The following is a 13,006-nucleotide window of genomic DNA, read 5'->3' as shown; positions in this document are numbered from 1 at the left end:
CAGGTCAGCCGCGTTGGGCCCAGATGTTGGTGCCGGGGGTGGAAACGGCGAAGGAGTCGATCTCCTTCAACTCCTGCTCCGACAGCGGCGCACCCGCCAGCGCGGCCAGGTTCTCCTCCAGTTGCTTCACGCTCGACGCGCCGATCAGCGCCGACGTCATCCGGTCGTCCCGCAGCACCCACTTGAGCGCCAGCTGCGCCAGCGACTGCCCGCGCCGCGCGGCGATCTCGTTCAGCCCGTTCAGGCGCCGGACGACGTCTTCCGAGAGCAGCGCCGGGTTCAGGGACTTGCCCTGGGTGGCCCGCGAGCCCTCCGGGATCTCCTTCAGGTACTTGCCGGTCAGCAGCCCCTGCGCGAGCGGCGCGAAGGAGATGCAGCCCATGCCGGCCTCCTCCAGGGTGTCCAGCAGCGCGTCCTCCTCCGTCCAGCGGTTGATCATGGAGTACGAGGGCTGGTGGATCAGCGGCCGCACGCCCATGCCGGTCAGGATCCGGGCGGCCTCGGCCGTCTGCTCGGCGGTGTAGGAGGAGACGCCCACGTACAGCGCCTTGCCCTGCTGGACCGCGGACGCGAGCGCGCCCATGGTCTCCTCCAGCGGGGTCTCCGGGTCGAAGCGGTGCGAGTAGAAGACGTCGACGTAGTCCACGCCCATCCGCTTCAGCGAGGCGTCGAGCGAGCCGAGCAGGTACTTGCGGCTGCCCCACTCGCCGTAGGGGCCGGGGTGCATGAAGTAGCCGGCCTTGGTGGAGAGCACCAGTTCCTCGCGGTGGGCCGCGAAGTCCTGGGCGAAGATCTTGCCGAAGTTCAGCTCGGCCGAGCCCGGGGGCGGGCCGTAGTTGTTGGCCAGGTCGAAGTGGGTCACACCGAGGTCGAAGGCGCGCCGCAGGATCGCCCGCTGGGACTCCAGGGACCGGTCGTCACCGAAGTTGTGCCAGAGGCCGAGGGAGACGGCGGGGAGCTTGAGGCCGCTGCGGCCGGTGCGGCGGTACTCCATGGAGTCGTAGCGCGAGGGCTCTGCCCGATAGGGATTGGTATCAGTCACGATGTCCTCCCTATCACGGACTTGTGACAGACCGAGTTGGGTACCCGATCCCGCCGCGCAGTAATGTGGCCGACTCGGGGGAGACCGCAATTCGCACGGGGGCATTGCACGGAGGGGCTCGAAGATCGTGAAGCTGCGCGACCTGGTGTACAGGCTCTACGCACGCCGGGTGGAAGGCCGCCTCGACCATGACGCGTCGCCCAAGCACATCGGCGTCATCCTGGACGGGAACCGGCGCTGGGCCAAGGCGTCCGGAGGCACGACGGAGCAGGGCCACCAGGCCGGGGCCGACAAGATCTCGGAGATGCTGGGCTGGTGCACCGAGACGGACGTCGAGGTCGTCACCCTGTGGATGCTCTCCACGGACAACCTGGACCGGCCGGAGGTCGAGCTCCGCCCGCTGCTCAACATCATCGAGAACACGGTCCGGGGCCTCGCGGCGGACGGCCGCTGGCGCGTCCACCACGTCGGCAACCTGGACATCCTGCCCGCCCGGACCCAGTCCGTGCTGAAGGAGGCCGAGCAGGCCACGCACGACGTCGGCGGGATACTCGTCAACGTCGCCGTCGGCTACGGCGGCCGCCAGGAGATCGCCGACGCGGTCCGCTCGCTGCTGCTGGAGCACGCCGAGAAGGGCACCTCCTTCGAGGAGCTCGCCGAGGTCCTGGACATCGACCACATCGCGGAGCACCTGTACACCCGCGGCCAGCCCGACCCGGACCTGGTCATCCGCACCAGCGGCGAGCAGCGGCTGTCCGGATTCATGCTGTGGCAGAGCGCCCACTCCGAGTACTACTTCTGCGAAGTCTTCTGGCCGGCCTTCCGCAAGGTCGACTTCCTGCGCGCGCTGCGCGACTACGCCGCCCGGCACCGGCGCTACGGCACCTGAGCCCCGGGCGGCCGGTTCCCCGGCGGCTGACGCCCCCTCGGTCCGCCGGTATCCCCTCTGTCCCCGTTCGTCCCCCGCGCAAGGCCTTCACCAGGACTTCACCGAGCGTCCGTCATATGCCATGGCATGGCCGCGCACGTTCGAGGGCATAACCCTGGCAGGTCGACGTCCGATCCACGGGTGTCGAGTCTCAGCGGACGGCACAGGGCCGTCCGCCCGGGAGGCCCTTTGCACCAGGACGCGCGTGCGGTTCGCACGGACGGATTGGAGGGCCGGAAAACGGCCCTTGCACTGGCGCCGTTGACCGGTCCGGTCTTCATGGCCCGACCTCTTCCGAGGGGGTACGTCCTTCCGTGGTGACCAGCACAAAGCGCCGCCTGCCCGACAGGCGGACCTACGTCCTCGACACCAGCGTCCTGCTGGCAGACCCCAACGCGATCAAGCGCTTCGACGAGCACGAGGTCGTGCTCCCGATCGTGGTGATCACCGAGCTGGAGGCAAAGAGGCACCATCCCGAACTCGGCTACTTCGCGCGCCAGGCCCTGCGCCTGCTCGACGACTTCCGGGTCCGGTACGGACGTCTCGACGCCCCCATCCCGCTGGGCGATCTGGGTGGCACGCTGCGCGTCGAGCTCAACCACTCCGACCCGGGCGTCCTGCCCGCCGGCTTCCGGCTGGGGGACAACGACTCGCGGATCCTCGCGGTCGCCCGCAACCTCCAGGCCGAGGGCTACGACGTCACGGTCGTGTCGAAGGACCTCCCCCTGCGCATCAAGGCCTCCTCCGTGGGGCTGCTCGCGGAGGAGTACCGGGCCGAGCTCGCCATCACGGACGCCGGCTGGACCGGCATGAGCGAGCTCGCCCTCTCCGGGGAGCAGGTCGACCTCCTCTACTCCGAGGAACGGCTCTACGTACCGGAGGCCGCGGAGCTGCCCGTGCACACCGGGCTGGTCCTCCAGTCCGAGCGCGGCAAGGCCCTGGGCCGGGTCACCGCCGACGGCAACGTACGGCTCGTGAAGGGAGACCGCGAGGCCTTCGGGCTGCACGGCCGCAGTGCCGAGCAGCGCATCGCCCTCGACCTGCTGCTCGACCCGGAGATCGGGATCATCTCCATGGGCGGCCGGGCCGGCACCGGCAAGTCGGCGCTGGCCCTGTGCGCCGGCCTGGAGGCGGTGCTGGAGCGGAGGCAGCATCAGAAGGTGATGGTCTTCCGGCCGCTGTACGCGGTCGGCGGCCAGGACCTCGGCTACCTGCCCGGGGACGCCTCCGAGAAGATGAGCCCCTGGGCGCAGGCGGTCTTCGACACCCTCTCGGCGGTCGCCGGGCGCGACGTCATCGAGGAAGTGCTGGGCCGCGGCATGCTGGAGGTCCTGCCGCTCACCCACATCCGCGGCCGTTCCCTGCACGACGCCTTCGTGATCGTGGACGAGGCCCAGTCCCTGGAGCGCAACGTCCTCCTGACGGTGCTCTCCAGGATCGGCGCCAACTCGCGGGTCGTCCTGACCCACGACGTCGCCCAGCGGGACAACCTGAGGGTCGGCCGGTACGACGGAGTCGTCGCCGTCGTCGAGAAGCTGAAGGGGCATCCGCTGTTCGCGCACATCACGCTGACCCGCTCCGAGCGCTCCCCGATCGCCGCGCTGGTCACGGAAATGCTGGAGACACTCTGATACCGAACGGGTCAAAAACCCCATAGCGGAGAGATGAGTTGGCGCCGCCCGGCAAAAGGCCCAGAGCCTAGCCGGGCGGCGCCGCGCTGCACAGCCCTTTGTCCGAAACAGCGGAGCCCCCGCAGGTGTGACCTTTCCCACGCAACGCGGAATTGCCCTGCGGCGTCGAGGTCCGGCAGAGTCTGTTTTCCGTCAGGCCCCGCATACGGCACACCTGTATCTCTCGTGAGGTACGCGCAGCACCACAACTCCAGAACCGTTGGCCGTATGCCGCCCGAGCACCACGCGGCAGCTCCCGCAGGGGAGTTGCCCACGGGCCCGCGCCTCCAGTGACCGCACCACCACGGAGGCCAGTGTCGAGGGGCACTCTTGCGCCCGCTCGGTCACTGCGGACGCTGCTGGAAGGACACCGTGTGAGCCGGATCTCGGTCCGGGGGTTCGCAGTGGCTTCGGCCACCGCGGTCACCACCGTCGGCGCAGTCGTGGGCGTTGCCACGGGCGACTCCTCCTCGAACGACCTCGAGACGACCGCTTCCGGCGCGACTCTCCTCGCTGAAATCCCGGTCGGCGACCAGGCCGAGGTCCAGAGCGCCTCCCTGGCCCAGCAGGCCGACTCCATCGCCCACGCCGCCGACGCCGACGCCAAGCGCTCGACGGAGGAGGCCGCCCGTCTCCAGGCCGCCGAGGACGCCAAGTCCAAGAAGGCGGAGGCCGAGAAGGCCGACAAGGCGAAGAAGGACAAGGAGAAGGCCGACCTCGAAGCGAAGGCGAAGGCCGAGCGCGACGAGGAGGGCGAGACCGCGAGCCGGTCCGCCTCCCGTGACGCGGGCGACTTCCCCGTCCAGGGCTCCTACACGGTCGCCCAGGTCAAGGCCATGGCCCAGCAGATGGTCCCGGCCGGGCAGTTCCAGTGCTTCTCCAACATCATCAACCACGAGTCCACCTGGAACTACAAGGCGGTGAACGCCTCCTCGGGCGCTTACGGTCTGGTCCAGGCGCTCCCCGGTACGAAGATGGCCTCGGCCGGTGCCGACTGGCGCACCAACCCGGCCACCCAGATCAAGTGGGGCCTGAACTACATGAACGAGCGCTACGGCAGCCCCTGCGGCGCCTGGAGCTTCTGGCAGGCCAACAACTGGTACTAAGGCCACAGGCCGCCACCCGGCTCCGGGGAGCCCCGCACCGTCCTACGGTGCGGGGCTCCTCGCGTGTACGGTCGTGCGGGGCGGCCGAACAGGGCGCGCCGACGCGGTGGGCGGGGGGAAGGGAACGACATGGCGAAGAGGGCAGGCTGGCTCGGCCGGCTCGGGAGCAGACTGAGCCGGATGGAGGCACGGCTGGACGAACGGCGTGCCGAGGTCGAGGCCGAGGCCGCCGGAGACCCGCCGCTGCCCACCCCCGTGGTGACCGCCGGGACGCCCGTCCCCGCGGTGCGGGCCACGGCCGGTCAGCCGGGGCCGCCCGAACGCCCCGACCCGGTCAGCGTCATCCCGTGGGGGGTGCGCGTCGCCGCCGAGGCCAGCTGGCGGCTGCTGCTGCTCGCCGGGCTGCTGTGGGTGCTGATGAAGGTGATCAGCGAAGTACGCCTGGTCGTCCTCGCCTTCGCCGCCGCGATGCTGGTGACCGCGCTCCTCCAGCCGTTCGTGGTCCGGCTGCGCCGGCTCGGGCTGCCGCGCGGGCTGGCCACCGCCGTGACCGCGATCCTCGGGTTCGTCGTGATCGGCCTCGTGGGCTGGTTCGTGGTCTGGCAGGTGATGGAGAACCTCGACGACCTGTCCAACCGGGTTCGCGAGGGGATCAACGAACTCAAGACCTGGGCACTGGACAGTCCGTTCCACGTGACCGAGAAGCAGATCAACGACATCGCGAAGAACCTCAGCGAGACCATCGGCACGAACACCGAGCAGATCACCTCCGCCGGGCTCCAGGGCGTGACGGTGCTCGTCGAGGTGCTGACGGGCATGCTGCTCGCGATGTTCTCCACGCTCTTCCTGCTCTACGACGGCAAGAAGATCTGGACCTGGGTCCTCGGACTGGTCCCGGCCGCGGCGCGCCCCGGAGTCGCGGGCGCAGGTCCCCGCGCCTGGCGCACGCTGACCGCGTACGTGCGCGGCACGGTGCTCGTGGCCCTCATCGACGCCGTCTTCATCGGCCTCGGGCTGTACTTCCTGAACGTCACCATGGCCGTGCCGCTGGCCGTGTTCATCTTCCTGTTCGCCTTCATCCCGCTGGTCGGCGCCGTGATCTCCGGGGCGCTGGCGGTGGTCGTGGCGCTGGTGACGGAGGGTCCGTTCACCGCGCTGATGGTCGTCCTCGTGGTGCTGGCGGTGCAGCAGATCGAGGGGCACGTCCTGCAACCCTTCATCCTGGGCCGGGCGGTACGGGTGCACCCCCTCGCGGTGGTGCTCGCGGTCGCGGCGGGCGGGATGGTCGCGGGCATCGGCGGAGCGGTGGTCGCCGTACCGCTGGCCGCCGTCACCAACACGGTGGTCGGCTACCTGAAGGCCTACTCCCGCGAGCAGCGCGGGCTGGTGGCCTCCGTCGGCCCGGCGCCGCACGGGGCCACGGCGGTGGAGGTGGCCGTACGGGAGGCCGGGGATGATCAGCGAGCCTGAGCTCGAAGGGGAGTGGACCTCCGACCGCCCGGCCGAGGTGGCCCGGCCGCCCGGGGCCGGGGCCGGGGACGGGGCCGGGGACGGGGCCGGGAACGGTGCCGGGGACGGTCCGGACGGCGGGCGGGGGACCGGCCGGCCCTGGCTGTGGGCCCTGGGCGGGGCGGTGCTGGCCTCTGCGGTGTGGGCGGGGACCCTGGTCGCACAGGATCGTTTCTCCAACGGGCCGCCGATTGCCTACCGGCACGCGGAGGACCTGTGCAAGGAGGCCCCGATGAAGGCGCTCGGCGGGGTGGCCGGAGGGTTCGACGACAGCAGGCCTGCCCACGGCGAGGGCCCCGCCCTGGACTGGGCGTACTGCGGGCTCTCCACCCGGTGGGACGAGGGGCGGGTCTCCTACCAGGCCCAGCTGATGGTCGAGTTGCACAAGAAGACGGACCCGGGGACGGAGTTCGGGGCGGGCCCCGGGGGCGACCCCGACCGGAGCCGGGAGCTCGTCGAGGTCCAGCAGGTCCCCGGGCTCGGGGAGCGGGCGCTGTTCTACCGGCACGTGGACGTGCCCCGGCTCCAGGTGCTCGACGGCGGCGCGGTCTTCACGCTCAGCGTCGCCACGTGGCGGGAGACCGACGAACCCGAGCCCGACGAGGACGCGGTCACCGCCGCGATGATCGAGGACGTACGGGCGCTCATGGCCCGGCTGAAGAAGTGAACGCACGGGGCCCCCGCGGCCGGGAAACGGCTGCGGGGGCCCCGTCGCGTACGGTGCGAGGTCACTCGGCGGCGAGGACGGCCTCCGCGTCGAGGGTGACGGCGACGGCCTGGATCACCGAGGCGATCTTGAAGGCCTCCTGGACCGTCTCGCGGTCGACACCGGCCTTGCGCAGGACCTGCTCGTGCGAGTCCAGGCACTGGCCGCAGCCGTTGACCGCGGAGACCGCGAGCGACCACAGCTCGAAGTCGACCTTCTCCACGCCGGGGTTGCCGATGACGTTCATCCGCAGGCCCGCGCGCAGCGTGCCGTATTCCGGGTCGGAGAGCAGGTGGCGCGTCCGGTAGAAGACGTTGTTCATCGCCATGACCGCCGCGGCGGACTTGGCGGCGGTGTACGCCTCCGGGGACAGCGCCGCCTTCGCCTCCGGCTCCAGCTCACGCAGGACGCGCGGGGAGCGGGCCGCGATGGCGCAGGCGAGGACGGTGCCCCACAGCTGCTGCTGCGAGAGCTTGCCGTTGCTGTCGGCGTTCCCGATGACCGAACCGAGGTTCAGCTTCAGGTCCTTGGCGAAGTCCGGTATGGCCGACTTCAGGGAGTCGAGGGACATCCGTCACTCACCGGCCAGCAGCGCGCCGGCGTCGAGGGTGTTCTCGCCCTTGGTCCAGTTGCAGGGGCACAGCTCGTCGGTCTGCAGGGCGTCGAGGACCCGCAGGACCTCCTTGGGGTTACGGCCGACGGAACCGGCGGTCACCATCGAGAACTGGATCTCGTTGTTCTGGTCGACGATGAAGACGGCGCGCTGGGCGAAGCCGTCCTCGCCCTGGACGCCGCAGGCCTGCATGAGCTCGTGCTTCGAGTCGGCCAGCATCGGGAAGGGCAGGTCACGCAGGTCGGCGTGGTCCTTGCGCCAGGCGTGGTGGACGAACTCGGAGTCGCCGGAGACGCCGAGCACCTGGGCGTCGCGGTCGAGGAACTCCTCGTTCAGCTTGCCGAAGGCGGCGATCTCGGTCGGGCAGACGAAGGTGAAGTCCTTCGGCCAGAAGAACACCACGCGCCACTTGCCCTCGTAGGTCTTGTGGTCGATCTGGGCGAACTCGTCACCGGCGTCGAGCGAGACGCAGGCGGTCAGATCGTAGGTGGGGAACTTGTCACCGACAGTGAGCACGAACTCTCCTTGCGAAATGGAAAGTGACCCTTTTGGGGGCTTTCCGAAGGGGTTGGACGGATCTCACATGCTGGCACAGCTGCATTGATTACGGAAATAGCTAGTCTTGTGTCGGGTGATCGGAGGTACCTATCAGTGGCTGTCAGTAGTAGAGGACCGAAGCAGCCGACGTTGGCGCAGCTGCGCGCCTTCGCGGCGGTGGCGGAGCACCTGCACTTCCGGGACGCCGCCGCGGCCATCGGCATGAGCCAGCCCGCGCTGTCCGGGGCCGTCTCCGCGCTGGAGGAGGCCCTCGGGGTGCAGCTGCTGGAGCGCACCACCCGCAAGGTGCTGCTCTCCCCGGCGGGCGAGCGGATCGCCGTCCGGGCGCGGGGCGTGCTCGACGCGATGGGCGGGCTGCTGGAGGAGGCCGAGGCGGTACGGGCCCCCTTCACCGGGATCCTGCGGCTCGGGGTGATCCCCACGGTGGCCCCGTACCTCCTGCCGACCGTGCTCGGGCTGTTCCAGCGCCGCTACCCCCGGATGGACCTCCAGGTGCACGAGGAGCAGACGGCCTCGCTGCTGGAGGGCCTCTCGGGCGGCCGGCTGGACCTGCTGCTGCTCGCGGTCCCGCTCGGCGTCCCCGGGGTCACCGAACTGCCCGTGTTCGACGAGGACTTCGTCCTGCTCGCGCCCCGGGACCATCCGCTGGCCGGGCGCCGGGACATCCCGCGCGAGGAACTGCGCGGGCTCCAGCTGCTGCTGCTCGACGAGGGGCACTGCCTGCGCGACCAGGCCCTGGACATCTGCCGCGACGCCGGCCGCACGGTCGGGGCCGACGTCACCACGACCGCCGCCGGGCTGTCCACGCTCGTCCAGCTGGTCGCGGGCGGGCTGGGGGTGACCCTGCTGCCCCGCACCGCGCTGCGGCTGGAGACCGCCCGCAACGAGCACCTGTCCACGGGGTACTTCGCCGAGCCGGCCCCCTCGCGGCGCATCGCCCTGGCCATCCGCACCGGCACGGCCCGCCAGGAGGAGTTCCGGGCGATCGCGGCAGCGCTGCGCGAGGCGGTGCGCCCGCTCCCGGTGTGGCCCACCGACTGAGGGGGCCGGCCGGTGGGCCCGGGGACCGGCGTCCGGGCTCGCGGTCGGGACTCCGCGGTCAGGAGTCCGGTGTGCTGCGCGGGCGGCCGCGCGGGCGGATCGGGGCCGCTCCGCCCGGCAGCCGGCCGGAGTCGGCGAGCGCCCTGCGCAGCAGGAACTCGATCTGCGCGTTCGCGCTGCGCAGTTCCTCCCCCGCCCAGCGGGCGAGGGCGTCGTACACCTGGGGGTCGAGGCGCAGCAGCACCTGCTTGCGCGCCTGCTTGCCGGCCCGGGGTGGCTGCTCCTGGCTCCCGGCCCGGCCCCGGTCCGGCTCCGGGGCGTCCGGCTCGCCGCCGGGCCGCGTGCCGCCGGCGGGGCTCACTGGTAGAGGGTGCCCGCGTTGATGACCGGCTGGGCCGCGCGGTCGCCGCACAGGACCACCATCAGGTTCGACACCATGGAGGCCTTGCGTTCGGGGTCCAGGTCCACGATCTCCTCCTCCGCCAGGCGGGTGAGGGCGAGCTCCACCATCCCGACGGCGCCCTCGACGATCTGCTTGCGGGCCGCCACGACCGCCCCGGCCTGCTGGCGCTGGAGCATCGCGGAGGCGATCTCCGGAGCGTACGCGAGATGCGTGAACCGGGACTCGATGATGTGCACGCCGGCGGCCTCGACGCGGGTCGCCAGCTCGGCGGCGAGCTTCTCGGTGATCTCCTCGGCGTTGCCGCGCAGGGAGAGGCCGCCCTCGTCGTGGGAGTCGTAGGGGTACTCGATGGCGATGTGGCGCACGGCCGCCTCGGTCTGCGTCTCGACGAACTCGGTGAAGTCCTCCACCTCGAAGACCGCCCGGGCGGTGTCGGCGACCCGCCAGACCACGACCGCCGCCAGCTCGATCGGATTGCCGTACGCGTCGTTGACCTTCAGGACGGCCGTCTCGTGGTTGCGCACCCGGGTGGAGATCTTCTCGCGGGAGGTGAACGGGTTGACCCAGCGCAGTCCGTCCGCCCGGATGGTGCCCCGGTAGCGGCCGAACAGCTGGACCACCCGGGCCTCGCCCGGAGCCACGGTGTTCAGTCCGCTCATGGCGACGATCGAGGCGAGGACCAGCAGGACGCCCAGCGGGATCACCGAGGCCTGGACCGCGACGGCGCCGGCCGTCGCGCCGAGGACGATCACCCCCACCCCGGCGGCCACGCCCACCAGACCGCCCAGCAGGGCCAGCCCGCCGCCGACGCTGTGCGCCGGGAACTCCCGTACGTCGCTCGGCCGCGTGCCCACGGCCGTCGCGTCCACTGTCGCTGTCATGGATTACCCCCGTTTGTCATTCCGCGTCCGGTCGAGGCCGACCGAAGCGCCTAGCAAAGTGATATCACTTTTTGCGGAGTCCGCAACCCTTCAGGCATCGTGAGCGTCGGTTCCATTGGAGTGGGTGCTGATTCTCACGTCCGAATTGACCGGTATTGATCAGGGTTGACCAACCTTTGTCACAGCCTGCGGTGTTAGTTTTCTGAGCTGACGTCGGGGGGGTAATCGAGCGGAGCGGGAGCGATGGGCCGAGCAGAAGCGCGACGAGCGCAGCAGCAGCGCGGTGCGCGGAAAACGCCGCGCGGGCGCGCCAATGGCAGCGCCGGCAGACCAACCGGCATACGCCGCTTCTTCACCTGGAAGAAGATCCTCGGCACGTTCCTCGGGCTGATCCTGCTCGGCATAGTCGGGGTGGTCATCCTCTACTTCGCCGTGGACGAGCCCACCGACCCGAACAAGACGGCGACGCTCCAGAGCAACACCTACAAGTTCGCCGACGGCTCCGTCATGGCCCGCACGGGCGACGTGAACCGCGAGATCCTCCCGATCGACAAGATCCCGGAGGACGTGCGCACCGCGTTCATCGCCATCGAGAACAAGTCCTTCTACAGCGACCGCGGCATCGACGTGATGGGCGTGGGCCGGGGCCTGTTCAACACCCTCCGGGGCAAGGGCACCGCGGGCGGCTCGACGATCACCCAGCAGTACGTCAAGAACTACTACCTGACGCAGGACCAGTCGCCCACCCGCAAGGTCCGGGAGCTCATCATCTCCCTCAAGGTCGACCAGCGCATGGAGAAGGACGACATCCTCGCCGGTTACCTCAACACCAACTTCTACGGCCGCAACGCCTACGGCATCCAGGCCGCCGCCCAGGCCTTCTACGGCGTGGACGCCGAGAAGCTCACCCTGGAACAGGGCGCCTACCTCGCCGCCGTCATCCAGGCCCCCAGCCAGTACGACTGGGCGACCGCCGGGCCCAACGGCAAGCGGCTCGTCATGATCCGCTTCAACGCCGTCCTCGACAACATGGTCGAGATGGGCAAGCTGGACGAGGCCAAGCGCAAGACCCTGAAGTTCCAGGAGCCCATCAAGCCGAAGACCCGCCCGGGCCTGGAAGGCCAGAAGGGCTACCTGGTCCAGGCCGCCGAGGCCGAGATGAACAAGCAGGAGATCACCGACGCCGACATCGCGGCCGGCGGCTGGACGATCACGCTCAACATCGACAAGAAGAAGCAGGCCGCGCTGGAGAAGGCGGTCCAGGACGAGCTGGAGTCCAAGCTCGACCGCAAGGACCCCAAGAGCCGTCCCCAGGACCAGAGCGTCCAGGCCGGCGCCACCTCCGTCGACCCCAAGACCGGCGCGATCGTCGCGATGTACGGCGGTACGGGACTGGCCGACAAGGACCAGAGCAACGCCCTGCGCACCGACTACCAGCCGGGCTCGACCTTCAAGCCGATCGTGCTGGCCTCCGCCATGGAGACCGGGGCGACGACGCAGGACGGCAAGGAGATCACTCCCAACGCCCTGTACGACGGCACCAGCAAGCGCAAGGTGGTCGGCAGCGACGTCCCGTTCAACCCGCAGAACCAGGACGACATCAACTACGGCGAGCCGATGATGACGGTGCAGGAGGCCACGAACTCCTCCGTCAACTCGGTGTACGCGCAGATGATCGTCGACGCCAAGCCGAAGAACGTGAAGAAGACCGCGCTCCAGCTCGGCATGGTGGACCGCAAGGGCTGGCCGGACGACCAGCCGGCCATGTCGCTGGGCACGATGAGCGCCAACACCGTCGAGATGGCCGCCGTCTACGCCACCTTCGACAACCACGGCAAGAAGGTCACCCCGACCATCATCAAGACGGCCGAGCACAAGGACGGCGAGTTCAAGCCGGTCCAGCCCATCGGCGGCCAGGCGATCTCCCGCCAGACCGCCGACACGGTCACCAAGGTGCTCACCGGCGTCGTCGCCGAGGGTTCGGGCCAGGCCGTGCGCAGCGGCGCCTACGAGGCCGCCGGCAAGACCGGTACCGCCGAGCTGAACGTCGCCGCCTGGTTCACCGGGTACACCCCGGAACTGGTCACCGTCGTCGCGATGTTCGGCGAGGACCCCAACAGCCACAAGCAGGTCACCCTGACGGGTACGGCCGGCAAGGGCCGCGCGGGCGGTTCCAGCTTCCCCGCCGAGATCTGGAAGGCCTACACGCTCGCCGCGCTCAAGGGCGTCGACACGGCCGAGTTCCAGCTGACGGAGGCCCGGATGGGCGTCCCGGTCGCCCCGAGCCGCAGCGCGACCACGCCCGCCCCCTCCGGCTCGTCCTCCTCGCCGGCGCCGAGCACCAGCTCCAGCCGGCCGTCGAACACCCCGGACCCGACGCGCAGCAGCGGCAAGCCGGATCCCTCGGGCAGCAAGGACCCGACGGCGCCGACGAAGGACCCGACGAAGACCGCCGACCCGACGAAGACGGCGGATCCGACGAGGTCGTTCATCTTCCCGCCCAACAGGCCGAACCCGCCGCAGCAGTAGCGGTACCGGCCCGCGGACAC

General features: G+C 70.3%; 12 protein-coding genes. 7 read left to right on the top strand and 5 right to left on the bottom strand.

Going from position 1 to position 13,006, the window contains the following annotated elements; genetic code table 11:
- Window positions 1–4: 4 nt before the first annotated feature.
- Window positions 5–1,042 carry an L-glyceraldehyde 3-phosphate reductase gene (mgrA, locus tag ABZZ17_RS06355; RefSeq protein ID WP_356872608.1) on the bottom strand — a complete coding sequence of 346 codons (1,038 nt, stop codon included), beginning with the start codon at window positions 1,040–1,042 and terminating at the stop codon, window positions 5–7.
- Between the two features lie 127 nt (window positions 1,043–1,169).
- Here mgrA and ABZZ17_RS06350 point away from each other — a divergent pair, with 127 nt between their 5' ends.
- The 5 genes from ABZZ17_RS06350 (at window position 1,170) to ABZZ17_RS06330 (ending at window position 6,922) form a co-directional block, all read left to right on the top strand.
- Window positions 1,170–1,931 (top strand): isoprenyl transferase, encoded by a 762-nt coding sequence (locus ABZZ17_RS06350; protein WP_356872606.1) that lies wholly within the window; start codon window positions 1,170–1,172, stop codon window positions 1,929–1,931.
- Between the two features lie 353 nt (window positions 1,932–2,284).
- Entirely contained in the window at window positions 2,285–3,601 is a 1,317-nt protein-coding gene (locus tag ABZZ17_RS06345; protein ID WP_356872604.1) for a PhoH family protein, read from the top strand.
- Between the two features lie 413 nt (window positions 3,602–4,014).
- Window positions 4,015–4,746, top strand: a complete 732-nt coding sequence (locus ABZZ17_RS06340) for a transglycosylase SLT domain-containing protein (RefSeq protein WP_356872602.1) — start codon at window positions 4,015–4,017, stop codon at window positions 4,744–4,746.
- A gap of 129 nt (window positions 4,747–4,875) precedes the next feature.
- Entirely contained in the window at window positions 4,876–6,216 is a 1,341-nt protein-coding gene (locus ABZZ17_RS06335) for an AI-2E family transporter (RefSeq protein ID WP_356872600.1), read from the top strand.
- Window positions 6,200–6,922: a hypothetical protein gene (locus ABZZ17_RS06330; protein WP_356872598.1), complete on the top strand. Its 723-nt coding sequence runs from the start codon at window positions 6,200–6,202 to the stop codon at window positions 6,920–6,922. The genes ABZZ17_RS06335 and ABZZ17_RS06330 overlap by 17 nt, the downstream gene beginning before the upstream one ends.
- A gap of 61 nt (window positions 6,923–6,983) precedes the next feature.
- On the opposite strand, the gene ABZZ17_RS06325 is transcribed toward ABZZ17_RS06330, so the two are convergent.
- Window positions 6,984–7,532, bottom strand: a complete 549-nt coding sequence (locus ABZZ17_RS06325) for an alkyl hydroperoxide reductase (RefSeq protein ID WP_356872596.1) — start codon at window positions 7,530–7,532, stop codon at window positions 6,984–6,986.
- Between the two features lie 3 nt (window positions 7,533–7,535).
- Window positions 7,536–8,090 (bottom strand): peroxiredoxin, encoded by a 555-nt coding sequence (locus tag ABZZ17_RS06320; RefSeq protein WP_356872594.1) that lies wholly within the window; start codon window positions 8,088–8,090, stop codon window positions 7,536–7,538.
- 135 nt (window positions 8,091–8,225) lie between these two features.
- Here ABZZ17_RS06320 and ABZZ17_RS06315 point away from each other — a divergent pair, with 135 nt between their 5' ends.
- Window positions 8,226–9,173, top strand: coding sequence for a hydrogen peroxide-inducible genes activator (locus ABZZ17_RS06315; RefSeq protein ID WP_356872593.1), 948 nt, complete (start codon window positions 8,226–8,228; stop codon window positions 9,171–9,173).
- A gap of 58 nt (window positions 9,174–9,231) precedes the next feature.
- On the opposite strand, the gene ABZZ17_RS06310 is transcribed toward ABZZ17_RS06315, so the two are convergent.
- Window positions 9,232–9,534 carry a hypothetical protein gene (locus ABZZ17_RS06310; protein WP_356872591.1) on the bottom strand — a complete coding sequence of 101 codons (303 nt, stop codon included), beginning with the start codon at window positions 9,532–9,534 and terminating at the stop codon, window positions 9,232–9,234.
- A complete protein-coding gene (locus tag ABZZ17_RS06305; RefSeq protein WP_356872589.1) occupies window positions 9,531–10,457 on the bottom strand; it encodes an SPFH domain-containing protein in 927 nt (308 codons plus the stop codon). The genes ABZZ17_RS06310 and ABZZ17_RS06305 overlap by 4 nt, the downstream gene beginning before the upstream one ends.
- 243 nt (window positions 10,458–10,700) lie before the next feature.
- On the opposite strand from ABZZ17_RS06305, the gene ABZZ17_RS06300 reads away from it, so the two are divergent.
- On the top strand, window positions 10,701–12,986 hold the full coding sequence (locus ABZZ17_RS06300; protein ID WP_356872587.1) for a transglycosylase domain-containing protein: 2,286 nt from the start codon (window positions 10,701–10,703) through the stop codon (window positions 12,984–12,986).
- The last annotated feature ends 20 nt before the right edge of the window (window positions 12,987–13,006 follow it).

Origin of the sequence: Streptomyces sp. NPDC006512 (genome assembly GCF_040611935.1) — a bacterium.
Lineage (GTDB): Bacteria > Actinomycetota > Actinomycetes > Streptomycetales > Streptomycetaceae > Streptomyces.
Note: the sequence above shows the minus strand (reverse complement) of the source record. Positions and strands in the feature narration are given on the sequence as shown.